At 68.9% G+C, this 24,397-nt stretch carries 19 protein-coding genes and 3 riboswitches; of the genes, 11 read left to right on the top strand and 8 right to left on the bottom strand.

What is annotated here, in order from left to right; genetic code table 11:
* Positions 1-29 precede the first annotated feature (29 nt).
* Positions 30-211: riboswitch (cobalamin riboswitch) on the bottom strand.
* A gap of 228 nt (positions 212-439) precedes the next feature.
* A complete protein-coding gene (locus tag ACPCXD_RS04240; RefSeq protein ID WP_423658555.1) occupies positions 440-1,342 on the bottom strand; it encodes an SDR family oxidoreductase in 903 nt (300 codons plus the stop codon).
* 177 nt (positions 1,343-1,519) lie between these two features.
* Between ACPCXD_RS04240 and ACPCXD_RS04235 the strand changes: the two genes are divergently transcribed.
* Positions 1,520-2,053, top strand: coding sequence for an Rv2732c family membrane protein (locus ACPCXD_RS04235; protein ID WP_016691528.1), 534 nt, complete (start codon positions 1,520-1,522; stop codon positions 2,051-2,053).
* A 1-nt stretch (position 2,054) separates the two neighbouring features.
* Here the strand turns inward: ACPCXD_RS04235 and ACPCXD_RS04230 are convergent, their stop codons facing one another.
* Positions 2,055-2,855 (bottom strand): SDR family NAD(P)-dependent oxidoreductase, encoded by an 801-nt coding sequence (locus tag ACPCXD_RS04230; RefSeq protein WP_277370190.1) that lies wholly within the window; start codon positions 2,853-2,855, stop codon positions 2,055-2,057.
* A 125-nt stretch (positions 2,856-2,980) separates the two neighbouring features.
* Here ACPCXD_RS04230 and ACPCXD_RS04225 point away from each other — a divergent pair, with 125 nt between their 5' ends.
* The gene (locus ACPCXD_RS04225) at positions 2,981-3,118 is read left to right on the top strand and encodes a hypothetical protein (RefSeq protein ID WP_423658552.1); all 138 of its coding nucleotides are present in this window, start codon (positions 2,981-2,983) and stop codon (positions 3,116-3,118) included.
* A 59-nt stretch (positions 3,119-3,177) separates the two neighbouring features.
* Positions 3,178-3,969 carry a class I SAM-dependent methyltransferase gene (locus tag ACPCXD_RS04220; RefSeq protein ID WP_423658550.1) on the top strand — a complete coding sequence of 264 codons (792 nt, stop codon included), beginning with the start codon at positions 3,178-3,180 and terminating at the stop codon, positions 3,967-3,969.
* On the opposite strand, the gene cobF is transcribed toward ACPCXD_RS04220, so the two are convergent.
* Positions 3,952-4,698, bottom strand: coding sequence for a precorrin-6A synthase (deacetylating) (gene cobF / locus ACPCXD_RS04215; RefSeq protein ID WP_423658548.1), 747 nt, complete (start codon positions 4,696-4,698; stop codon positions 3,952-3,954). The genes ACPCXD_RS04220 and cobF overlap by 18 nt on opposite strands.
* The gene (gene cobN, locus ACPCXD_RS04210) at positions 4,695-8,294 is read right to left on the bottom strand and encodes a cobaltochelatase subunit CobN (protein ID WP_423658547.1); all 3,600 of its coding nucleotides are present in this window, start codon (positions 8,292-8,294) and stop codon (positions 4,695-4,697) included. Before cobN ends, cobF begins: the two co-directional genes overlap by 4 nt.
* A 53-nt stretch (positions 8,295-8,347) precedes the next feature.
* A riboswitch (cobalamin riboswitch) is annotated at positions 8,348-8,539 on the bottom strand.
* A 118-nt stretch (positions 8,540-8,657) separates the two neighbouring features.
* Here cobN and ACPCXD_RS04205 point away from each other — a divergent pair.
* The 3 genes from ACPCXD_RS04205 to ACPCXD_RS04195 are packed head-to-tail and all read left to right on the top strand — an operon-like array spanning position 8,658 to position 11,862.
* Positions 8,658-9,647: a ferredoxin-like domain-containing protein gene (locus ACPCXD_RS04205; protein ID WP_337201365.1), complete on the top strand. Its 990-nt coding sequence runs from the start codon at positions 8,658-8,660 to the stop codon at positions 9,645-9,647.
* Positions 9,644-10,294, top strand: a complete 651-nt coding sequence (locus ACPCXD_RS04200) for a precorrin-8X methylmutase (protein WP_016691521.1) — start codon at positions 9,644-9,646, stop codon at positions 10,292-10,294. Before ACPCXD_RS04205 ends, ACPCXD_RS04200 begins: the two co-directional genes overlap by 4 nt.
* Positions 10,291-11,862: a precorrin-2 C(20)-methyltransferase gene (locus tag ACPCXD_RS04195; protein WP_088899551.1), complete on the top strand. Its 1,572-nt coding sequence runs from the start codon at positions 10,291-10,293 to the stop codon at positions 11,860-11,862. The genes ACPCXD_RS04200 and ACPCXD_RS04195 overlap by 4 nt, the downstream gene beginning before the upstream one ends.
* Here ACPCXD_RS04195 and ACPCXD_RS04190 read toward each other — a convergent pair.
* From ACPCXD_RS04190 to cbiE, 4 genes are all read right to left on the bottom strand, one after another.
* Positions 11,817-12,365, bottom strand: a complete 549-nt coding sequence (locus ACPCXD_RS04190) for a TetR/AcrR family transcriptional regulator (RefSeq protein ID WP_160876805.1) — start codon at positions 12,363-12,365, stop codon at positions 11,817-11,819. The genes ACPCXD_RS04195 and ACPCXD_RS04190 overlap by 46 nt on opposite strands.
* Positions 12,366-13,796 (bottom strand): MFS transporter, encoded by a 1,431-nt coding sequence (locus ACPCXD_RS04185; protein WP_160876807.1) that lies wholly within the window; start codon positions 13,794-13,796, stop codon positions 12,366-12,368.
* Positions 13,797-13,955: 159 nt separating this feature from the next.
* Positions 13,956-14,717, bottom strand: a complete 762-nt coding sequence (locus ACPCXD_RS04180) for an SAM-dependent methyltransferase (RefSeq protein WP_160876809.1) — start codon at positions 14,715-14,717, stop codon at positions 13,956-13,958.
* On the bottom strand, positions 14,714-15,934 hold the full coding sequence (cbiE, locus tag ACPCXD_RS04175; RefSeq protein ID WP_423658543.1) for a precorrin-6y C5,15-methyltransferase (decarboxylating) subunit CbiE: 1,221 nt from the start codon (positions 15,932-15,934) through the stop codon (positions 14,714-14,716). The genes ACPCXD_RS04180 and cbiE overlap by 4 nt, the downstream gene beginning before the upstream one ends.
* 41 nt (positions 15,935-15,975) lie before the next feature.
* Positions 15,976-16,171, top strand: a riboswitch (cobalamin riboswitch).
* A 35-nt stretch (positions 16,172-16,206) separates the two neighbouring features.
* On the opposite strand from cbiE, the gene ACPCXD_RS04170 reads away from it, so the two are divergent.
* The 5 genes from ACPCXD_RS04170 (at position 16,207) to ACPCXD_RS04150 (ending at position 24,366) form a co-directional block, all read left to right on the top strand.
* Positions 16,207-18,087 (top strand): VWA domain-containing protein, encoded by a 1,881-nt coding sequence (locus ACPCXD_RS04170; RefSeq protein ID WP_186455209.1) that lies wholly within the window; start codon positions 16,207-16,209, stop codon positions 18,085-18,087.
* A complete protein-coding gene (cobO, locus tag ACPCXD_RS04165; protein WP_059384580.1) occupies positions 18,087-18,701 on the top strand; it encodes a cob(I)yrinic acid a,c-diamide adenosyltransferase in 615 nt (204 codons plus the stop codon). The genes ACPCXD_RS04170 and cobO overlap by 1 nt, the downstream gene beginning before the upstream one ends.
* Positions 18,698-21,073: a bifunctional hydrogenobyrinic acid a,c-diamide synthase/histidinol phosphate aminotransferase CobBC gene (gene cobBC, locus ACPCXD_RS04160; RefSeq protein ID WP_423658541.1), complete on the top strand. Its 2,376-nt coding sequence runs from the start codon at positions 18,698-18,700 to the stop codon at positions 21,071-21,073. The genes cobO and cobBC overlap by 4 nt, the downstream gene beginning before the upstream one ends.
* A complete protein-coding gene (locus tag ACPCXD_RS04155; protein ID WP_423658539.1) occupies positions 21,070-21,990 on the top strand; it encodes a cobalamin biosynthesis protein in 921 nt (306 codons plus the stop codon). The genes cobBC and ACPCXD_RS04155 overlap by 4 nt, the downstream gene beginning before the upstream one ends.
* A 291-nt stretch (positions 21,991-22,281) precedes the next feature.
* Positions 22,282-24,366 carry a LuxR C-terminal-related transcriptional regulator gene (locus tag ACPCXD_RS04150; RefSeq protein WP_423658538.1) on the top strand — a complete coding sequence of 695 codons (2,085 nt, stop codon included), beginning with the start codon at positions 22,282-22,284 and terminating at the stop codon, positions 24,364-24,366.
* The last annotated feature ends 31 nt before the right edge of the window (positions 24,367-24,397 follow it).

Raw genomic sequence — 24,397 nt, 5'->3', positions numbered from 1 at the left:
AATATCGAATTGTTCATGTCCATCCTCGTGGGTCCTGCTTCGGCGACGCAGGTGTCCTGGCTCCCGGATCGACGCTCGCCCCCGGCCTTCCAACCCGTGTGGGCCGTGACCATGCTGTTGGGGGATCACTCCTCGGTGACAGTTGCGGGACAGCCACGGATTCGCACCGTTGTTCCCTACGTCGCTACGAACAGTACAAGACCCGGCGTCAGTCCCGGAACCGCACAACCGGGCGTCCGCCACCCATCGACACCGGATGAGGCACCATGTCCGAATGGCATCCGGCCGAAGAACCCTCGTCGTCGCATGCGCGCCGAGGGCTACCGTTTCGTGACGGTGTCGGAACTGCTCGACATGCAGTCCTCGTGAACTCCGGAGCGCGAAATGGTCATCGGTACGCGCTGTTACGCGCTCCGATGACCATTTCGCGCTCTGATCCTCAGGTGAACGGGACCCCGCCGGTGACGGCGATGGTCTCCCCGGTGATGTAGCTCGACTCCTGGGAGGCGAGGAAGACGTAGGCCGGGGCGAGTTCGGCGGGCTGGCCGGGGCGACCGAGCGGGGTGTCCTTGCCGAACTGCTCGTACGCGTCCTTCGGCATGGTCGCGGGAATGAGGGGTGTCCAGATCGGGCCGGGTGCAACCGCATTGACGCGGATGCCCTTGCCCGCCACGTCGGAGGCGAGGCCCTTGGTGAAGTCGACGATGCCGGCCTTCGTGGTTGCGTAGTCGAGCAGACCCGGCGACGGGCTCACCGCCTGGATCGAGGTGGTGTTGACGATCGTCGAACCCGGCGCCATCGCGGCGACCGCGAACTTCGACAGCCAGAACAGGGCGTAGAGGTTCGTCTTCATCACGCGGTCGAACTGCTCGGTGGAGATGTCGCCGATGCCGCCGGGCTCGAGGTGCTGATAGGCGGCGTTGTTGACGAGGATGTCGATGCCGCCGAGTTCGGACACCGTCGTGTCGATCAATCGCCGGCAGAACTCCTCCACTCGGAGGTCGCCGGGCATGCGCACCGCGCGGCGTCCCGCCTGTTCGACGAGTTCGGCGGTCCGCTTGCCGTCCTCGTCCTCCTCATCGAGATAGGCCAGGACGACGTCGGCGCCCTCCCGCGCGAAGGCGACCGCCACCGCCCGTCCGATACCGGAATCACCGCCGGTGATCAGGGCGCGACGACCTTCGAGTCGTCCGCTCCCCCGGTACGTCGCCTCACCGTGGTCCGGGGCGGAGAGCAGATCGGCGGTCGCGCCGGGGTAGGCGATCTCCGGTTGCTCCTCGAGCGGTGGAACCGGGTGCTGCTCCCCCGGGTGCTGCATGCGGTACTGGTCCTGGTCCGGCATTCTCGCCCTCCCTCGATCGGGTTCGTAAGGGGCGATACCCGGTGCACCACGGCACCACACCGGCACCCGCCCCGACGGGTGTGCCGGAGCATCATTGCAGGTGGACGACATGAGCGAGGTCACATCGGCCTCCGGCGCATAATGGCCACCCATGTGTCGGAACGGAGAGGTCGAGGCATGAGCGCGGACGGTACGAGCGCAGACCTGTCGGCCTATCGGAACGACTTCGCCCGGATCGAGAAGAAGGTCGCCGGGGAGTTCGACGCCGGTCGCCGCGGACGGGTCCTGGCGATCTGCGTCGTCGTCCTGACGGTGTGCATGTTGCTTCCACAGACGTCGTCGGCATGGTCGTGGACGGTCTTCGGCAGTTGGTTCGGCGACACCGCACCCGTAGCGGTGCCGCTGCGGATCTTCGCAGTCCTGGCCCTCGTGTTCGGGGTGGTGATCTCGACGCTGGCGTTGTGGCTGCGACGGTGGAAGCTGGCGTCGCTCGCGATGCTCGGCTCGGGGCTGTCGTCGTTCTTCGGGCTGTTGGCGTACTGGTCGCAGGCGGGGATGATCACGAACGCTCCGCATCACCCGACCGTGGCGTTGATCGCCGAATGGCTGGTGATGATCGTGATGACGTCGCAGTGGTTGCCGATCGTGCTGAGCCGGTCGCCCACGGACGTCCCGCCCCGGCCGCATCCGCTGCGGACCGGTCGACGGTAGGTCAGCGCTCGACGAGCGAGCCCATCTTCTTCGCCAGGAACTCGATGCTGCGACGCGGCACGAGCCGGGCGAGCAGGTCGAGCATCATCGCGTCCTTGCCGATGCACACCCGGAAGGTGCCCTTCTCGATCGCGTCGGCGATCCTGCGTGCGGCCTCGGCGGACGAGGTGATCCTGACGGAGGCATCGGTTTTGCGTCCCGGGATCGCGGCACCGGAGTTTTCGGCGATGCCGGTGCGGACGGCGCCGGGGAACACCAGCGTCACCGCGACCTTCGTCGTGCGCAGTTCGGCGTACAGGCCCTCGGTGAGCAGCTTGACCGCCGCCTTGCTCGCGCCGTAGACCGACTGACCCGGCACCGGCACGAAGGCACCCATGCTCGACACGTTGAGCAGGCTCGCCTCGGGACGGCTCAGCAGCTCGGGGAGGAACGCCTTGCACATATGGACGACGCCCCAGTAGTTGACGTCGAGCACCTTGTTCATCTCGTCGTACGGCAGGTCTGCGAACGGGACGAACTTCTGGATGATGCCGGCGACGTTGGCGACCCCGTCGACCCGCCCGTGTGCTGCGGTCACCTCGCCCACCAGGGCTTCGACGGCGGCGCGATCGGAAACGTCGACCGTGTGGGTGGTCAGACGGTCGTCGTACGCGACCACCAGGGCACGGGTGCCGTCGAGAGCCTCGGCGCGGAGGTCGACCGCCGCGACCCGCGCCCCACGCACGAGGAGTTCGAGGACGACGTCGCGTCCGATCCCGTTGCCTCCACCGGTGACGACGAAAACCCTGTCACGGATCTGCATGCTGCCTCCTCGTGTCGTTGGGTCCAGTCAATCCGGTCCGGCGACCCGACGCCACCCGAAGTGTGCGCGTGCACGTCTGCGGGTATCCGCCCGGACACGAGTCGGCCCAGCGTACGGAGGTAGAAGTGACGACGTCGAAGAAGAAGGACGACGAGGTGCGCAAGGACCCGCCGGGTCCGGTCGATCACGGTCGCAACGGCGGTATGGCGACCCGGGAGAACGCCCCCGAGCTGGTCGAGCGTTCGGACGACGACGAGAAGTGACCCGATCCGGACGATGTGAACGGCCACGAGGCCACCGATCGGGCCGATAGGTTGAGTACATGCAGTTCGCCGGACCGGCCGAACAGTACAACCGCTTCATGGGCCGCTACGCAGCGACGCTCGCGCCCGCCCTGGCGGACGCGGGTGGGGTGAGGGGCGGGCATCGGGTCTGCGACGTGGGATGCGGACCGGGTGGGCTCACCCGTGAACTGGTCGCCCGGGTCGGCGCAGCGAACGTCGCGGCGATCGACCCGGCTCCCCAGTTCGCGGCGGCGTGTCGGAAGATCGCGTCGGAGATCGACGTCCGCGTCGGGGTGGCCGAAAATCTGCCGTGGCCGGACGGAACGTTCGACGTCACCCTGGCATCGCTGGTCCTCGGGTTCATGAACGATCCCGAACTGGGTGTGCGCGAGATGGTGCGGGTGACCCGTCCGGGCGGCACCGTCGCCGCGTGCATGTGGGACACCACGGCCGGCGGGATGACGATGCTCCGCGTCTTCTGGACCGCAGTGGGAACGGTCGAGCCCGGCACTCCGGGTGAGAGGACACTGCCCGGTACCAGCGAAGGCGACATCGCCGACCGGTTTCGGCGGGCGGGTCTGCACGAGGTGGTCGGCGGCGCCCTGTCCGCGCGCGCCGATTACGCCGATTTCTCCGACTTCTGGGAACCCTTCACGTTCGGTGTGGGACCGGCCGGTCGGCACCTGGTCTCGATGTCCGAAAGGCACCGCGTCGCAGTGCGTGATGCCTGCCGGGCTGCTCTTCCGTCCGGACCGTTCTCGCTCGACGCCCGCGCCTGGTATGCGCGGGGAACGGTTCCGGACGAACGGAACTCACCCTCCCCGCAGTAGATAGGTGTCCATTACCCAGCCGCGGGCCTGCTTGGCCCGGACACGGGCCTCACGGATCGCGGGAAGCACCTCGGCAAGCTTGCCCGCGACGAGTTCTTCGTCGTCGGTTCCCAGATTCGCACCCCACCAGATGCTCCACGTCCCCTCGAGGTCGGCGCAGGCAAGGCCGCCGTCGAGCATCACCACGATGTTCGACGCACCCTCTGCGACGTCCCGAAGCAACCGACGACCGGTCGTCACGGTGATCGGCCCGCCGATGGTGTTGAGCACGAGACGATGTCGGGCCGCGAGCAGTTGCACGCTGCTGATACCGGGAAGGACGTCGTAGTCGAACCGCGCCCTCCCACGTTCGAGGATGCGTTCGACGACGCGGATCGTGCTGTCGTACAGGCTCGGATCCCCCCAGACCAGGAAGCCGACCGTCTCGTCCTCCCGAACCTGTTCGAGCAGAACGGTCTCGTACGCCTCCGCGCGGGCGGCGTGCCAGTCGCGCACCTCGTCTCCGTAGCGCTCCGGGTTCCGGTCGCGGGGCGGGTCGGGCACCACGATCATCCGGTGGGAGCCGGAGGTGTGACGGCGCAGGATCTCTTCGCGGACCGCCACGAGATCGTCCACGCCCCGCTTCTTGTCGGGCACGAGGAAGACGTCGATGCTCTCGAGGGCGCGCACCGCCGCCACCGTGAGATCGTCCGGTCCCCCGGGGCCGATCCCGATGAGCCGAACCCTCACCCCCGGTCCTCGAGATCGCCCTCGACGTCGAGATAGGCCTGCTGCAGTCTGTTCATCGTCTCGGGATCCGGTTCGCCCCACAGCCCGCGATCGGCGGCCTCGGTGAGCCGTTCGACGATCCCGCGCAGCGCCCACGGATTCGCTTCGCGGAGGAACTGCTGGTTCTCCGGGTCGAGCGCATAGCTCTGTGCGAGCGACTCGTACATCCAGTCCTCGACGACACCGGCGGTGGCGTCGTAGCCGAACAGGTAGTCGACGGTCGCGGCGAGTTCGAATGCGCCCTTGTAGCCGTGCCGGCGCATCGCACCGATCCACCGCGGGTTGACGACCCGAGCGCGGAAGACCCGTGCGGTCTCCTCCGCCAGTGAGCGGGTGCGCACCGCATCGGGGGTGGTGGAATCGCCGATGTACGCCTTCGGGTCGGTGCCCGTCAGCGCCCGCACCGTCGCGACCATGCCGCCGTGGTACTGGAAGTAGTCGTCGGAGTCGGCGATGTCGTGTTCGCGGGTGTCGGTGTTCTTCGCCGCCACGGCGATCCGTCGGTAGTTCGTGCGCATGTCGTCGGCAGCAGCAACTCCGTGCACACCGCGCCCGTAGGCGAATCCGCCCCACGCGGTGTAGACCTCGGCGAGATCGGCGTCGGTGCGCCAGTTGCCGGAGTCGATGAGTTGCAGGATGCCGGCTCCGTACGAGCCGGGCTTCGATCCGAAGATGCGCCGCACCGCACGGTCGGCGTCGCCGTGTTCGGCTTCGTCCCGCCGAGCGTGGGCTCGCACGTAGTTCTGCTCGTCGGGTTCGTCGAGGGCGGCGACCATGCGGATCGCGTCGTCGAGCATCCCGATGACGTGTGGGAACGCGTCCCGGAAGAAGCCGGAGATCCGGACGGTGACGTCGATGCGGGGCCGGCCGAGTTCCTCGAGCGGGATCACGGTCAGTTCGCGCACCCGACGCGACTCGGCGTCCCATTCCGGCCGCACACCGATGAGTGAGAGCACTTCGGCGATGTCGTCGCCGGCGGTGCGCATCGCCGAGGTCCCCCACACCGACAGGCCGACCGACTGCGGGTACTCCCCGGTATCGGCGAGATACCGTCCGATCAGATTGTCCGCCAACGCGACACCGGTGTCGTAGGCGAGCCGGCTCGGGACGGCCTTCGGGTCGACGGTGTAGAAGTTGCGCCCGGTCGGCAGCACGTTGACCAGGCCGCGCAAGGGTGAGCCGGACGGACCGGCCGGGACGTATCCACCATCGAGTGCGTGCAGCACCGCGTCGAGTTCGGCCCTCGTGCCCGCGAGGCGGGGAACCACTTCGTCGGCAGCGAAGGTGAGCACCCTCGCGACCTCGGAATCAGGATGGCCGAGCACGGTTTCGACGATGCGTGCAGATGACCCGGCGTTCCAGCCGTCGTCCTCCATGGCCTGCACGAGCGACCGCGCGACGCTCTCGACGGCGTCGACCTCCTTCGACGGAGCATCGGACTTCAGCCCGAGTGCGGTGCGCAGACCCGGGACGGCGTTGCTCCTGCCGCCCCACACCTGCGCGGCCCGCAGTATCGACAACACGAGATTCACTCGCGCCTCGCCGGTCGGCGCGTCGCCGAGGACATGCAGGCCGTCGCGGATCTGCGCGTCCTTGACCTCGCACAACCACCCGTCGACGTGCAACAGGAAGTCGTCGAATTCGGCGTCGTGCGGGCGGTCGTCGAGTCCGAGATCGTGGTCCAGCTTCGCCGCTTGGATGAGCGTCCAGATCTGCGCCCGGATCGCGGGCAGTTTCGCCGGATCCATCGCGGCGATATTCGAGTACTCGTCGAGCAGCTGTTCGAGACGAGCGATGTCGCCGTAGGATTCGGCGCGCGCCATGGGCGGGATGAGGTGGTCGACGATCGTCGCGTGCGCGCGACGTTTGGCCTGCGCCCCTTCGCCCGGATCGTTGACGAGGAACGGGTAGATCAGCGGCAGGTTCCCGATCGCGGCGTCGGTCGCGCAGGCGGCGGACAGACCCGCGTTCTTGCCCGGCAGCCACTCCATCGACCCGTGTTTGCCGAGATGCACCACGGCGTCGGCACCGAATCCGTGCTCGACCCACTTGTAGGCGGCGAGATAGTGGTGCGAGGGTGCCATGTCGGGATCGTGGTAGATCGCCACCGGATTCTCGCCGAATCCGCGGGGCGGCTGGATCATCAGCACCACGTTGCCGGCTTGCAGGGTCGCCAGCACGATGGCGTCACCGTCGACGAACAACCGTCCCGGTGCCGGTCCCCACGCTTCGATCATGGCGTCGGTGAGCTCGGCCGGTAGACCGTCGGTCCACCGAAGGTAGTCGGAGGTGGTCACCCGCACCGGATTTCCGGCGAGTTGCTCGGCGGTGAGCCATTCCTCGTCCTGTCCGCCGGCATCGATCAGGGCGTGGATGAGGGCGTTTCCGGCCTCGGTGTCGTCCTCGACGTCCATGCCGGGGAAGCCGTCTCCCAGGTCGTATCCGGCATCGCGCAGCGCGCGCAGCATCCGGATCGCCGACACCGGCGTGTCGAGGCCGACGGCATTGCCGACCCGGGAATGCTTGGTCGGATAGGCGGACAACATGACCGCGATCCGGCGCTGTGCCGGAGGTGTATGCCGTAATCGTGCGTGCGCCACCGCGATACCGGCGACGCGTCGACACCGTTCCGGGTCGGTGACGTAGCGGGGCAGACCGTCGGCATCGAGTTCCTTGAACGAGAACGGCACCGTGATGATGCGTCCGTCGAATTCGGGGACGGCGATCTGCGTGGCCGAATCGAGCGGTGACACACCGTCGTCCGATTCCGCCCAGTCGTCGCGGCTCCACGTCAGGCACAGGGCCTGCAGGATCGGGATGTCGAGCGCGGCGAGCGCTCCGACGTCCCATGCCTCGTCCTCGCCTCCCGCGCTCACGGTGGCAGGTCTGGTGCCCCCGGCAGCCAGCACCGTCACGACCAGCGCGTCGAGGGTGCCGAGTTCGGCGAGCAGGTCGTCGGGCGCACCGCGCAGTGACGCGCAGTGGATCACCACACCACAAGCCGTGCCGGTCGCGTCGATCGCGTCGGCGAGGTCGTGTGCGAACTGGACGTTTCCGCTGGTGTGGTGGGCTCGGTAGAACAACACGCCGACGCGCGGCAACCGCGCACCGCCGGACGGTTCGGGACGGTCGAGCACACCCCATTCGGGCAGCTCGGCGGGCGGTTCGAAACCGTCACCGCCGAGCAACACGGTGTCGTTCAGAAAGGCGTGGAGCTGCCCGAGATTCACCGGGCCGCCGTGTGCGAGATAGCGGTGCGCTTCGGCAGCGATGCCGATCGGCACCGTCGAATGCTCCATGAGCTCGGCGTCCGGAGCCTGTTCGCCGCCGAGGACGATCACCGGGACACCCGCGGCGAGCACGGTGTCGAGCCCCGATCGCCAGCTGCGGGCTGAACCCAGGATCCGCACCACGACCAGGGCGGATCCGTCGAGCAGAGCGGGCAGTTCGGTGGACACGTCGAGGCGCGACGGGTTGCCGAGCACCCAGTCGGCACCGCTCGACCGCGCCGACAGCAGGTCGGTGTCGGACGTCGACAACAAAGTCAGGCGCGTCACGACGCAACCCGAAAACACAGGCGTACAGCCATGTTCAGTCTCCAAAACCCTCGTGGACCTCACGTGCCGTGGCCGGTCTCCTGGCTGACGGGTCGTCGCTGCTCCACCGACCTTCCCGGATTCCTCCAGTGGCCTCCGAACCGGCGGACCGGTACGGACGAGGGCGAGCAACTATCCGCTCACAGTGGCGAGGGCCGCGCCGGTTTCCCACCGGCTTCCCGAGCACCACGGCAAACCGAGAGTAGCGCACCTGTCCGGAAAGGTGTGCAACCATGTGCGTCCGTGGATGCTCTGCCACCTTCTCGCCCTCCCGATCGGTGCCCCGGAATCCTTCGCCCGCATGTCGCGGCGGACGGCGCGCTGGTGCGGCTTCGCGTGCCCGGAGGGCAGGTACCCGACGGGGCGCTCCGAGCACTGTCGGACGCGGCCATCGCCTACGCCGATGGCGACGTGCACCTGACGTCACGGGGAAACCTGCAGCTCAGAGGCATCGGACTCGACGAGTGCGGTGCCGTCCCCGCCGGACTGGCCGAAGTCGTCACGGCGGCCGGACTGCTGCCGTCGGCGAGCCACGAACGGGTGCGGAACATCGTCGCCTCGCCGCTGTCGGGACTCGCCGGTGGACTCACCGACGTCCGGCCTCTCGTCCGCGAACTCGACGCCGGACTGTGCGCCGATCCGGTCCTCGCCGATCTGCCCGGCCGGTTCCTGTTCGGCCTCGACGACGGCCGTGGCGACGTCGCGGCGCTGCGGTGCGATCTCACCGCCGTCGCGCTCGACGACGGGACCGCGCGGATCGTGGTGGGTGGACTCGCCGGCCCTACGGTACGGCTCACGCAGGTCCCGGAGACGCTCCTGTGCCGGGCCCGCCGCTTCGTCGAGATTCGCGAGTCGGTATGGCACGTGCGTCAACTTCCGCGTGCGGGAGCGGAACTCGGCGGTACCGTTTCCGCTCCGCGGCCACCGGCCTTCACCATGCCGTACGGCACGATCGGCGACGCGGTGTCGGTGATGGTGCCGCTGGGGATTCTCACCCCCACCATGGTCGCTGCATTGCCCGATAGCGGTGTGGTCGTCACGCCCTGGCGCGGCCTGATACTTCCGTCCGGATCGAATCTCGTCGCGCTGCGCGAGACCGGCTTCGAGACGATCCCCGATTCACCGTGGCAGCGGGTGACCGCATGCACAGGAGCGCCCGGGTGTAGCCTCGCCGGAGGTGACACCCGAGCGCTGGCTCGCCGGATCGTCGCCGGAGATACCACCGATTCCCGAATTCACGTCGCCGGATGCGAACGCGCCTGCGGCGCACCGCACTCGCCTCACCGCCTCGTTCTCGCCAGGAGCACCCCGTGACCCTTCGACCTCCCCCGCGTCGGTACGACTACGTCACCGACGGCGCCGAGATCTACGTCCGGTCGTTCGCGACGATCCGCGCCGAGTCGGAGCTGTCCGCGATTCCTGCGAGTGCGGAGAAGGTCGCGGTCCGGATGATCCATGCAAGCGGGCAGACCGATCTGGCACGAGATCTCGTGATCCACTCCGATCTTGTTCCGTCCGCCCGCACTGCCCTGAACGCAGGTGCTCCGATCCTCACCGACGCGAACATGGTGGCCTCCGGGGTCACCCGTACGCGCCTGCCCGCGGGCAACGACGTGGTGTGCCTGCTCGCCGACCCACGTGTCCCCGAACTCGCCGAGCGGTGGGGCACGACCCGCTCCGCAGCGGCGGTGTCGTTGTGGGCCGACCGCCTCGAAGGCTCCGTCGTCGCGATCGGCAATGCCCCGACGGCCCTGTTCCACCTGCTCGAGATGCTCGACGACGGCGCCCCGCGACCGGCCGCGATCGTCGGTGTTCCCGTCGGGTTCATCGGCGCCGCGGAGTCGAAGGAGGCGCTGCTCGACCATCCGCTGCAGATCCCCCATCTGGTGGTGCGGGGGCGCCGCGGCGGGTCGGCGATGGCGTCGTCCGCGATCAATGCACTTGCCCAGGAGAAGGAATGAGCGACACGATGCCAGGCAGGTTCTACGGCGTGGGCCTCGGTCCCGGTGATCCCGAACTCATCACACGCAAGGCCGCGCGGCTGATCGCCGAGGCCGACGTGCTCGCCTACTATTCCGGCACGCACGGCCGCTCCATCGCCCGGTCGATCGCCGCCGACCTGATCCCGGACGGGGTGATCGAGGAACTGCTCGTGTACCCGGTGACGACGGGCACCACCGATCACCCGGGCGGCTACGACGGTGCGATCGCCGATTTCTACGACGAGTCCGCCGCCCGGCTGGCCGTCCACCTCGACGCGGGACGCACCGTCGTCGTGCTCTGCGAAGGCGACCCTCTGTTCTACGGCTCGTACATGTACCTGCACGACCGCCTCGCTCCGCGATACCCGACGGAAGTGGTGCCGGGGGTGACGTCGGTGTCCGCCGCATCTGCTGCGGCCGCCGAACCGATGGTGCGCCGCACCGATGTCCTCACCATCCTGCCCGGCACGTTGCCCGCCCCGGAACTCGCACGGCGACTCGCCGACACCGACGGCGCGGCGATCATGAAGCTGGGCAGGACGTTTCCCGCCGTCCGGGAAGCTCTCGCCCAGTCCGGTCGCCTCGACGACGCCGTCTATGTCGAACGCGCGTCGATGGATCGGCAACGCATCCTGCCGGTCACCGAGGTCGACGCCGACGCGGTGCCGTACTTCTCGGTGATCCTCACGGCCGGTGACCGCTCGCCGAGGAATCGCGCCGTCGCCGACCGATCACGGCCCTCCGTAGCGGCCGAGGTGACACATCCGGAGGCGAACGAACTGTTCGTCGTCGGGTTGGGTCCCGCGGACGAGAAGTGGCTGACCGCCGAGGCCGCCGACGCACTCGCGAAGGTCGATCACGTCGTCGGATACGGACCGTATGTCGACCGCGTCCCGGTACGTCCCGGCCTGCACCGTCATTCGAGTGGTAACACCGTCGAGGTCGACCGTGCGCGATTCGCTCTCGACCTCGCCTTGGCGGGTGAGAAGGTCGCGGTGGTCTCCGGTGGTGACGCCGGGGTGTTCGGCATGGCGTCGGCGGTGTTCGAGGCCGCGCAGGACGATGCCTACGCGTCGGTGCCGATCCGCGTCCTGCCGGGTGTCTCCGCGGTGCAGGCCGTCGCGGCGCGTGCCGGCGCCCCGATCGGCGGCGACTTCGCGGTGATGAGCCTGTCGGATCGACTCAAGCCGTGGGACGTGATCGAGAAGCGGTTGGCTGCGGTGTCGGAGGCCGATCTCGTCCTGGGCATCTACAACCCGGCGTCCCGGTCTCGGACCACGCAGGTCGCGGATGCGAGAACGGTACTGCTGAAGCATCGTCCGGCCGACACCGTCGTCGTGATCGGGCGCGATGTGGGACGGCCCGGTGAGTCGCTCGAGGTCACGACACTCGAGAAACTGGATCCGGCGAACATCGACATGAAGTGCCTGCTCATCGTCGGCGCTGCGGGCACCTCCGTGACACCGACCGGCGCGGTGTGGACGAAACGGTCGGTGGACGGTCAGAGTGCGGGATCGTCGACGACCGACTGGACGAGCCGGCCGTAGGTCTCGATCAGCGACTCGCTGGGCATCTCGTCGCGCGGCAGCAACTCGAACGTCCTCAGGCTGCCCGCCAGTCCCAGCAGGAGGGTGACGACGATCTGCGAGCGCACCAGCCCTGCCGATTCGTCCCCGATCAGTGCCGCGATGCGGGCGACGACCCGCTCGTTCGTCCGTGCGCGGGCCACAGCCGGATCCGCTGCCTCACGGATCAGGAAGGGTGCCATCGCCCAGAAGTCGTAGTCGTCCGTATCTCGTCGCTCGACGACCGCACGCACCATCCGGTACCCGACCGGCTCGTCGTGACGCGTGGCTTCGGCGAGTCCGGGCGAGTCCGGAGCTGCCGCCTGGAAGAGCTCGGCCTTGCTGCCGGTCAGTTTCATCACGAGAGCCGGTGAGACACCGGCTGCTTCGGCGACGTCCCTGATCGTGGTGCCGTTGAATCCGCGCTCGGCGAACAGCGGTCGTGCGGCGTCGAGGATGACGTCGCGGGTGGTTCGCTCGGTCACCTACGCCTTCGCCTCCACGGATGCGTCCGCAACGCTCGTCGTCGACGGTCGCTGCCTCGGAAGGAACATGGCTGCCAGGCCAGCGGAGAACGTCGCGACGCCGGCGATCCCGAACATCGCCACGAAGGCGCTGTGGGCCGGGAAGACCGTCCCGGCGACTTCCATGGTGAGCCCGGCGACCAGTGCCGCGACCACCGCGCTCATGCTCGACGATCCGATCGTCCTCAGCAGGCTGTTGAGTCCGTTGGCCGCTGCGGTCTCCGAGAGCGGGACGGCACCCATGATCAACGCCGGCATGGTCGCGAAGGCCATCGCGTTACCGATGCTGACGAGGACGCTCCCGATGACGATGAGTGCGACGGTGTCGTCGAAGACCATGCGGAATCCGTAGGCCACGGTCATGAGCAGTCCTGCGGCCAACAGAGTGGTGCGGCCGCCGAATCGTGCGGTCATGCGCGCCGACAGCGGAGAGACGACAAGCATGGTGAGTCCACCCGGAACCATGCACAGACCCGCGGTCGCCGCACTGAGACCGAATCCGAAACCGGTGATCTCCGGAAGTTGCAGTTGCTGCGTCGTGGAGAGGGTGTTCGCATACGCCGCGAAGCCGACGAAGAGCCCGGCGATGTTGGTGAGCAGAACAGGGCGACGGGACGAGACCCGCAGATCCACCATCGGGACGGGAACGCGCAGTTCGTACGGGACCCAGATCGCGAGAACGACGGCGGCCGCCCCGAGGCTCACGAGGGTCTGCGGACTCGACCAGCCCCAGACCGGTCCCTTCGAGATCCCGAGCAGCAGCGCCACCAGAGCGAGCGACAACAGCACTGCGCCGACGAGGTCGAAGCGGCCCCGGGTACCCGAGGCGCCCGCCGGGACCGTGACGAGGATGCCGACCAGCAGGAGCACACCGGCAGCCGCCGAGACGTAGAAGACCGAGGCCCACCCCAGGGTGTCGTAGAGAACGCCCGCTGCCGGTAGACCCAGTGCGCCACCGATGCCCATCGTGGCACTGGTCAGCGCCACCGCGCTCGCGACCTTCTCGCGGGGCAGCAGGTCGCGCAGCACGGCCATGGCGACCGGGATGAGTGCCGAGGAGAAGCCCTGCAGCGCGCGGCCGACGAGGACGGCGATGTAGCTCCCGCCGAGCGCGGCGATCAACGACCCCACGACCATCATCGCCAGCGACAGCACCATCATCCGGCGCTTGCCGAACATGTCGGCCGACCGGGAGACGATGGGGGTCGCCACCGCTCCGGTCAGCAACGTGATGGTGACCAGCCAGGTCGCGGCGCCGGCCGAGACGTCGAGGATCTCCGGGAAGTCCGGGAGCAGCGGAATGACCAGCGTGGTCTGCAGAGCCGCGACGAGACCCGCCAGGCTCAGCAGCGTCGTGACCGTCGTGCTCGACGCCGATGTCGTTCGTCCCATGTCCCCATCTCCGTTGCCCCCCCTGCGGGGTGAACACCGTTCACCCAATGATCGAGTGAACGGTGTTCACCCCCGGATTGTCAACAGGTTCGCGCGGTGAACCGGGGTTCGCCGCTGCTGCAACCTGGGCAAACCCCGGTTCGGCACGCAAGGAGGGAACTATCCGAGACCGAGGCGCTCGCGAGCGGGGTCGTAGAGGTGCGAGCAGGCGATATCCGGCCGTTCACGCACGCCGAGAGCCTGTCCGACGACGATGACCGCGGTGTGCTTCAGGCCGGCCGCCTCGACACCGTCCGCGATGTCGGCGAGGGTGCCGCGCAGCACGACCTGGTTCGGCCGCGACGCGAACGCGACCACCGCGACGGGGCAGTCGGCGCCGTACTCCTCGACGAGTTCTTCGGCGAGGACGCGGATGCGGGTGATCGCCAGGTGCAGGACGAGACTCGCCCGGATCCCCGCGACCCGCGCCAAGGCCTCGGTGTCGGGCATCGCCGTCGATCGGGCTTGGGTGCGGGTGAGCACGACCGTCTGTACGAGTTCGGGGACGGTCAACTCGGTACCGAGTGCCGCGGCCGCCGCGGCGTAGGCGGGCACACCGGGCGTGACATCCCACGGCACGCCTGCGGCGTCGAGTCGTCGCGTCTGCTCGGTGAGCGCCGAGTACAGCGACGGGTCGCCGGAGCACAATCGCACGGCGTCGAGCCCGCGCCGGTGCGCGTCGACGAGATGCGCGGTGATCCCGTCGAGGTCCAGGTGCTGCGTGTCGATCAGTTCGGCGTCGTCACGGCAGTGCGAGAGGGTCTCGGCATCGAGATAGGTACCGGCGTACAGCACGACCGGGACCTCGCGCAGCAGGTTCACCGCTCGCAGCGTGAGCAGGTCGGCCGCTCCGGGTCCGGATCCGACGAAATGGACGGTCATCGTTCGCCTTTCACTGCGCTCCACTGCACGACCGGTCGCTGCGCACGCCAGCCGGTGAATGTTCCTATGGGATCTGCGTGTTCGACGGACAGACGGGTGAGTTCACCGCCGTGCGTCTTCCACCACTGCACGAGGACGGCCTCGGTCTCCAGCGTCACCGCGTGCGCGACGAGCCGACCGCCGGGAGGCAATGCGTCCCAACACGTGTCGAGCACACCCTCACGACTTCCTCCCCCGCCGACGAAGATCGCGTCGGGCACCGGGAGTCCGTCGAGCGCGGCGGGAGCGGCACCACGGACGACGCGCACGGTCGACGGCACTCCCAGAGCGGCGGCATTGCGCTCGATCGCGCCGGCGCGCCTCTCGTCCTTCTCGATCGCGAGAGTACGACAGCGCGGATCGGTTCGCGCCCATTCGATTCCGACGGACCCGGCTCCCGCACCGACGTCCCACAGCAACTCTCCCGGTCGCGGCGCGAGTGCGCCCACCGCCGCGACACGCACGGTCCGCTTGCTGAGCTGTCCGTCGTGCTCGAACAGGGAGTCGTCGAGACCGGGCACAGTCGACAGTCCTGCCGGTCCGTCGACCTCGACGCACATCAGACTCAGAGACCGGACGCCCGTATCGGTCAGATGGGCCGCCTTCGCATCGATCCGGGACTCGTCCGCAGCACCGAGATGCGACAACACCGCAACCCGTGAGTTCCCGAAACCGGCGGCCACCAGGAGCGTCGCAACATCCGCGACACGTGCACCGTCGACGAGGACGACGAGTTTGCGTCCGCGCGTCAGAACTCTGCGCAGGGCATCGATCTCGCGACCCACGACGGTGACCGTCTCGCACTCCTCCGCGGACCAGCCCATGCGTGCGCGGGCCAGCGCCACCGACGAGACCGCCGGGATCACCTCCACGGCGTCGCCTCCGAGACGCCGGATCAGTGTGGTACCGATCCCGGAGACCAGCGGATCACCGGATGCGAGCGCGACGACGTCCTTGCCGGCGTGCCGGTCGAAGAGGTCGTCGAGTCCGGACAGGAGCGGCGACGGCCACTCTTCGCGCACCGCTGCGCAGGCGGGCACCAGGTCGAGGTGGCGCCGGCCGCCCAGCAGGACCTCGGCTGTGAGTATCCGTTCCCGGACGGCTGACGGCACGCCCGCCCATCCGTCCGCCCCGATTCCGACAACGGTGATGCCTGTCGTCTGTCGCATCGGTCCCATGGCGGTGAACCATAGCCCACGCGCCATGGCCTAGACTCGGCCGCGGCAAGGCAATCGAAGGTGCCCCTCACGGGGATAATCGGGAAGCCGGTGAGAATCCGGCACAGGCCCGCTGCGGTGACCCGGGAGTCGTCGATCATGCGCATCCGCGCAGCCACTGGACCGTCCGGTCCGGGAAGGCGATCGCACGGCGTCCGACCGGGAAGTCCGAATACCGGCCTTCGAACAGCTTGCCGCGAAGAACATCCCAGCGGGAGCCTGTGGAGGTCGAAGTGCATGTGTATCCGTTCGGCGCGGTGGTCGGTTCCGACGACCTCGCGCTGGCCCTGACCCTGTGTGCGGTGTCGCCGTCGATCGGCGGTGTGCTCGTGCGCGGCGAGAAGGGCACCGCGAAATCGACGACCGTGCGTGCCCACGCCGCGCTGTTGCCGCAGATCACCGTCGTGGACGAGTGCCGGTTCTCGTGCGATCCGGACACCCCCGATCCGTCCTGCCCGGACGGCCCCCATCCGGCCGCTACGGGCTCGCATGTCCGGCCGGTGCGACTGGTGGAACTGCCCGTCGGCGCGGCGGAGGATCGCGTCACCGGAGCGTTGCACCTCGGCAAGGCACTGGCCGACCGCACGGCCGAATACGAACCCGGTCTTCTGGCCCTGGCCCACCGCGGTGTGCTGTACGTCGACGAGGTCAATCTCCTGCACGACCACCTGGTCGACCTGCTGCTCGACGCCGCGGCGATGGGTCGCTCGACCGTCGAACGCGATGGGGTCTCCGTCGAGCACGCCTCCCGATTCGTCCTGGTCGGAACGATGAATCCCGAGGAGGGTGAGCTTCGCCCGCAGTTGCTCGACCGCTTCGGACTCGCCGTGGATGTGGCCGCGCCCCGAGACCCGCACATGCGCGCCGAGATCGTGCGGCGGCGGATGGCCTTCGACGCCGATCCGGCCGGTTTCACCGCGCGATGGGCGGATCGGGATGCCGAGTGGTCGCGCCGCGTCGTCTCCGCACGCGAACTCGTCCCGCAGGTCGTGCTGAGCGACGACGCACTGGTCTCGATCGCCGAGGTGTGTGCGGCGTTCGACGTGGACGGCATGCGCGCCGACCTGGTCACCGCCCGCACAGCGATCGCGCACGCCGCCTGGCACGGCCGCCTCGAGGTGACACGCGAGGACATCGCGGCAGCGGCCCGGCTCGCGCTTCCGCACCGTCGGCGGCGCAACCCGTTCGACGCCCCCACCAGCAGCGACGACCTGCTCGACGACCTGCTCGGCGGAGACGACCCCGATCCCGGCCCCGACGACGATCCCGGTGGCGGCGAGAGCGCACCCGACGACTCGGCAGCGGAGACGTCCTCCGGCTCGGGCGACAGGTTGTCCACCAGCCTGGCGTCGGCATCGGATCCGTTTCGTGCCAGGGTGTTCTCCGTCGATCGGGTCGGGCGCGGGGCGGCCGGCCGTCGGTCGCGGGCGGTCACCACGATCGGCCGCACAGTGGGCAGTCGCCGCGGCGATTCCGGTCCGGTTCACCTTCCCGCCACGATCCGCGCGACCGTCCTCACCGATCAGGGTCTGCAGCTGCGCCGCAAGATCATCGAAGGCCGCGAGACCAATCTCGTCCTGTTCTGTGTCGACGCCTCCGGGTCGATGGCCGCACGCAACCGGATGGTGCAGGTCAAGACCGCTGTTCTGTCGCTGCTGCTCGACGCCTACCGCCGTCGCGACATCGTCGGCCTCGTGACCTTCCGCGGCACGGGCGCGACCCTCGCACTCCCGCCGACGAATTCGGTGGACGTGGCTGCCGCACGACTACGAGAACTCCCCGCCGGTGGGCGGACCCCGCTGGCCGAAGGTCTGATCGAAGCGGCCGAGACCGTTCGACGCCATTCGCTCCGGGATCCACGTCGGCGTGCCCTGCTCGTCGTGGTCACCGACGGTCGTGCCACCGCCGGGCGGGACGCTGTGCAGCGTTCGCTCGACGCCGCAGACGTCATTGCTGCACAGGGAATCTCCTCGGTGGTGGTGGATTCCGAGACGGGACGGTTCCGGATGGGTCTCGCGGCCCGTCTCGCCGAACGCCTCGGCGCCGACTACGTGCCCGTCGGTGAGGTCGATGCCGACGCCCTCGCCGGTATCGTTCGGGAGAGGGCCGCCTGATGCCGAAGGGACAGCCCACCGTCGTACCCGACGACGGTCTCACGACCCGCCAGCGCCGCAACCGGCCGCTGCTGATGGTCAACACCGGTGACGGAAAAGGTAAGTCCACGGCCGCATTCGGTCTCGCGCTGCGGGGCTGGAACCAGGGCTGGTCGGTCGCCGTCTTCCAGTTCGTCAAGTCCGCCAAGTGGCGCCTCGGCGAGCAGACCGCCTTCGAGACCCTCGCCGACCTGCACGACGAGCGCGGCACCGGCGGACCCATCGAGTGGCACAAGATGGGATCCGGATGGTCGTGGTCGCGCAAGGAGGGCACCGAGGAGGACCACGCTGCCGACGCCCTCGCCGGATGGCGCGAGATCCAGCGACGCCTCGCCGCGGAGGAGCACGGCCTGTACGTGCTGGACGAGTTCACCTATCCGATCGCGTGGGGATGGGTCGACATCGACGAGGTCGTCGATACGCTGACCTCTCGGCCGGGACGCCAGCACGTCATGATCACGGGGCGGCGGGCGCACCCGAAGCTCGTCGAGGTCGCCGACCTGGTGACGGAGATGACGAAGGTCAAGCATCCGATGGATGCGGGTCAGAAGGGCCAGCGAGGGATCGAGTGGTGAGAGTTCCACGTGTAGTCGTCGCCGCACCGGCATCCGGGCACGGGAAGACCACCGTCGCCACGGGTCTCATGGCGGCACTGCGCCGCGCCGGGCACGTCGTGTCGGGCCACAAGATCGGTCCCGACTACATCGATCCCGGCTACCACTCGCTCGCCACCGGCCGACCCGGCCGCAACCTCGACCCGCATCTCGTCGGCGAGGACCTCGTCGCTCCCCTCTTCCTGCACGGCGCCGCCGGTGCGGACATCGCCGTGATCGAAGGTGTCATGGGGTTGTACGACGGGATGATCGGCACCGACGGGTACGCGTCCACCGCCCACACCGCGGCCCTGCTGTCCGCACCGGTGATCCTCGTCGTCGACGTCTCGCACGCCTCCCGGTCGATCGCGGCGATCGTGCACGGCATGGCGTCCTACGACCGCGGCACGCGGATCGCCGGCGTGATCCTGAACAAGGCCGGATCGCAGCGACATTCGGACGAGGTGATCCGCGCACTCGAACCGACCGGCATCCCGGTGATCGGCGTGCTCGGTCGCGACGACGGCATCACCGTTCCGTCGCGCCATCTCGGCCTGGTGCCCGCCGAGGAACGCGACGAGGCGACCGCGCAGGTGGATCGGCTTGCCGCGCAGATCGCCGAACGCATCGACCTCGCCGACATCCTCGGTATCGCCTCGGCAGCACCCGACCTGCCGGCGACGCCGTGGTCACCGGGCACGTCCACCGAGGACGGTCCGGTGATCGCTGTCGCCGGAGGCCGTGCCTTCACCTTCCGCTACACCGAGACCGAGGAACTCCTGCGCGCACACGGATGCCGACCGGTGACCTTCGATCCCCTGCGCGACGAACGACTACCCGCCGGCACCGCAGGTATCTACCTCGGCGGCGGGTTCCCCGAGGTGCACGCCGCCGACCTCGCCGCGAACCTCCCCCTGCGCACGCACCTGCGCGCCGCGATCGCGGCGGGAGTTCCAACCGTCGCCGAGTGCGCCGGTCTGCTCTATCTGGGGCGCGAGGTCGACGGACACGAGATGGTCGGCGCCCTCGACACGTCGGCACGGATGACCTCGCGCCTGACCCTCGGCTACCGCACCGCGATCGCACCGCAGGACACCCTGCTCGCTCCCGCCGGCACCCGCGTCACCGGTCACGAATTCCACCGCACCGCGATCGACCCCGGCGCCTCTCCCGCGTGGCTGCTCGACGGCCGGCCGGACGGCGTCGCCACCGCGACGGTGCATGCGTCGTACCTGCACACGCACTGGGCCGGACATCCCGATCTCGCACGACGGTTCGCGGACGCCGCGCGGGCGGCGGAACCCGCACCCGAACCCACCTCGGCACCGGCACGTCGTCGAACACACGAACCCGATCTGCATCATCACGGCGACCGTGACGCGACCGAAGGGCTGGTCGACCTCGCCGTCAACGTCTCTCGTCGACCGCGACCGGCATGGCTCGACGACGCCCTGCGTGCCTCGCTGGACGATCTCGCCCGGTATCCCGACCCGAGCGATGCACGCGCCACCCTCGCCGATCGTCACGGCCGCAGCAACGACGAGGTCCTCCCGACGTCCGGGGGCGCAGAAGCGTTCACGCTGGTCGCCAGGGCCCGAGCGTGGCGGAAGCCGGTGGTGGTGCATCCGCAGTTCACCGAACCCGAGGCGGCACTGCTGGCCGCCGGGCATCGCGTCACGCGGGTCGTGTTGCGCCGCGACGACGGGTTCGTCCTCGATCCGGGTACGGTCCCGGAGGATGCCGACCTGGTGATCGTCGGCAATCCGACGAATCCCACCTCGGTCCTGCACCCGGCCGACACGCTCCTGGCGCTGACCCGGCCGGGACGGGTGGTCGTGGTCGACGAGGCGTTCATGGACGCCGTTGCCGGCGAAACCGAATCGTTGACGGGACGATTCGTCCCGGGACTGGTGGTGCTGCGGTCGCTCACCAAGACGTGGGCGATCCCGGGCCTACGAGCCGGATACGTGGTCGGCGACGCCGCAGTGCTCGTGGATCTCGCCGCGCAGCAACCGCCCTGGTCGGTGTCCACTCCCGCAGCGGCCGCGATGATCGCGTGTGCATCCGGTCGCGCAGTATGCGAGACCGACGTGATCGCGCGGAAGATCGCCACCGACAGGGCGGTTCTCGTCGACGCCCTCACCGGACTCGGGATCCGCCTGGTCTCCCCCGCGACGGCCCCGTTCGTGCTGGCGTCCGTTCCCGAAGGAACGCGGGAGAGATTGCAGGAGAAGGGCTTCGCACTGCGTCGCGGCGACACCTTTCCCGGTCTCGGTGACGACTGGGTGCGGATCGCGGTGCGCGACGCGGCGACCACGGCGGCACTCGTCGAGGCGTGGAGAACGATCCTGTGAAGCACAGGGCACTCGGACTGGCGCTCGGCTACGCCGCCGACCAACTCGTCGGCGACCCGCAGCGGTGGCATCCCGTGAGCGGCTTCGGGAAGTTGGCGCGCGCCGCCGAGGGCCGGTTGTATGCCGACCACCGCGCCGCCGGGGTGGTGTTCACCTCACTGCTGGTCGGCTCTGCCGGAGCGCTGGGATACGTCGCCGACCGCGCGACCCGCCGTCGCCCGGTACTGTCCATCGCGGTCACGGCGCTGACCACATGGACCGTGCTCGGCGGCCGCTCCCTCGGATTCGAGGCCCGGACGATCGACGCCCAACTCCGCGACGGTGATCTCGCCGCGGCGCGGCGGCAGGTGACCCACCTGGTGGGCCGTGACCCGTCTCGGCTCGACGAGAACGGGATCGCCCGCGCCACGATCGAGTCGGTCGCCGAGAACACCTCCGACGCCGTCGTCGCGCCGCTGTGGTGGGGTGCGATCCTCGGCCCCGCCGGTCTGCTCGGCTACCGCGCCGCGAACACCCTCGACGCGCGCGTCGGGCACCGCACCCCGCGGCTCGAACGGTTCGGCTGGGCTTCGGCCCGGTTCGACGACCTGCTCAATCTCGTCCCCGCTCGCCTCACCGCCGTGCTGGCTGTCGCACTCGGTGAGGACGGCCGGGGCGCGGTCCGGGCGTGGCGCCGGGACGCCCGTCAGCATCCGAGTCCGAATGCCGGTCCGGTCGAAGCGGCGTTCGCCGGTGCTCTCGGGGTCCGGCTCGGCGGCACGAACGTCTATCACGGTGTGGTCGAGGATCGCGGCACGCTCGGCGACGGACCCGTGCCGGCCCCGGAAGATATCGGGCGGACCGCCCGACTCGCCTCGAAGATCGGAATCGGAGCCGTGGTGGCGGCGGTGGCTGTCGCGCTCGTACCTCGTCGATAATCTGCTCGGCATTTCCCCTCTCTTGTGGACAATTCCCGTCCGAGGGTGAAATTTCGGGGTGAATCCACGTTCGTTCGGCCGAAAAAGGTAACTCCGGTTACTGTTCGGACGATTCGTAAATCGAAAAAGGAAATACACAGCCGTTGAGCAGGGGGAAGCCGACGTGGAGGTGTCGAGATTTTTCCTTACTGTCGCGGTCGCCTGTTCTCGGAATTGTCCGATGCCCCACGTCTGGTGATCCTTCGCGGTCACCGCTTCTCGGGGAAGACGACACTTCTGCGGACATGGCTCATGACCGATCCCGAACCCCGTCGCGTCATTGCGTACGTCGGTCCGTCCACGGCGAATTCTGCCGCCGACCGTTATTGGACCCGGATATTCGATTCCGTACGCCGTTGCATCGACACCGAAGCCTCGCGCACGAGCCGGGGATTCGACGCCCTCCGCACCGCCCTGTCGACCGCGGACACAGCCGTCACCCTCGTCCTCGACGGCACGCGACTCGACGAGGACGTCGCCGAGGGCATCGGCACTCTGCTCGCCGACGAACCGACCCTGCGCATCGTCGTCGCGACCCGCACCGCGAGTTCCGTCGGTGCGGACATGCCCTCCGACACGAGGATCCTCACCTCCGACGACCTCGCCTTCACCGTCGACGAAACAGCTGCCTACCTGCGTGATGCCGGTGTTCCGCAGGAGCGGTGGGTCGTGGAGCGGATCGTTCACCGCACCGGAGGGCTACCGGCCGTGATCGGCCGTCTCCCCACAGCCCTGTCCTCCGCACCGATCCCCGGAGCGACGGAGCTCGAGCACCTCGACCGCATCGTGGACGCGGTGATCGACTCGGTGACAGCACGGACGATCAAGAACGAACCGCTCCTCGCACACCTGCTGCGACCGGTTCTGATGTCAGCGATGACCGACTCGCTGACCTGCGCGTCCCTCGCAGAGTCGGGTGTGGACGCCCCGACCTTCGTCACCACCCTCGAGTCCCTCGGCCTGGTCGAATCCGTGCCCGGGAGCCCGGCCCGGGCGTACCCGGACGCCGTCCGCCGGTCGTTGTTGCGACGGGCCGTGGCCGACCTGCCGGCCGAACCGACGAGGACCTACCTCGTGGTGCCGGGGGCCGTCGATCGCGGCTCGGACAGCGCTGCGCTGCTCGGGCAGGTCGTCGCCCTGCGGAAGGAGGGACGGTTCGCCGAGGCGGCGTCGATCTGCGACGACCTCGCGTCGAGAGCGGTGTCCTCGTCGGGGACGCCCGAGACGACGGTCGTCTCCGACGCCGCTTTCTGCTTCCAGGCCGGCCTGACCTACTTCTTCGCGGTGCGTCCGCACGAGGCGATGGGCATGCTGCGCCGAGCCCGTTCCGCCGGGGCCGGGACCCCCGTCGGCGAGGACGCCGCTGCCGTACTCGGACTCATACATGCCCTGCGCGGAGAAGGGCCGGAGGCACGCGCGGCGCTCTCCACCGATCGGTCGCCTCGGCGGCACCACCGCAACAACGCACGACTCGCGCACACAGCCGAGCAGATCGCGGCGGCACTGCTCGCGATCGACCGACTCGAATCCGACGTCGCGCTCGACATCCTCGTCGACATCGAAGCGTCCACGGCTCCGAACGAGCTGTGGGCACTCACCCTCTACGCACAGGGCTCGCTCGCGCTGCTCACCCATACTCCGATGGACGGGCTGCGGCGCATCAAGGCCGAGATCCGGAAGCACCCGGAACTCCACGCCGGGTACAACGCGGTACTCGTGAACGCGATACGCGCCGATCTCGAACTGGCGCTCGGCGATTTCGACCGGGCGCGGAATCTCGTCGCCGACTCCACCCACCTGTTCACCGCACCCGTCCATGCCCGCATGCGTCTGCTGACGGGCGATCCGGCCGGCAGCGAAGCGCTCGTGCACCACTACGGAACCGATCCGAACTGCACGCCCCGCCAGGCGATGGAACTGGCCGTGCTCGGCGCCGCTGCCGCGTGCGCGCTCGGACGTGACAGCGAGGCCCGTCCTCACCTCGACCGGGCGATCGCGCTGTCGCAGCAGACCGGACTGTTGCGACCGTTCACCATGGTCTCGCCGTTGATGGCGCGTCATCTCGGCTCGCTGGGAGTCGCCCTGCCGACCGCCTCGGAGCCGACGGCGCTCGACACCGCCACCTATCCGAAGTCGAAACCGGTGGTGCGACTGACGCCGCGCGAACGTGCGGTCCTCGACGGGTTGATCGCGGGTCGCTCGGCACGCACCATCGCGAAGGCCGAATTCGTCAGCGTGAACACGGTGAAGACGCAATTGCGGTCGCTGTACCGGAAGCTCGGTGTGAACTCCGGGAAGGACGCGGTGATCGCCGCCCGGCACCTCGTGCTCGACTGACGCGGTACCCGAGCGACGGGTGAGCCCGGTC

Origin of the sequence: Rhodococcus sp. AB351 (assembly GCF_049538275.1) — a bacterium.
Taxonomy (GTDB): Bacteria; Actinomycetota; Actinomycetes; order Mycobacteriales; family Mycobacteriaceae; genus Rhodococcus.
This window is presented reverse-complemented; position numbering and strand designations above follow the sequence as displayed.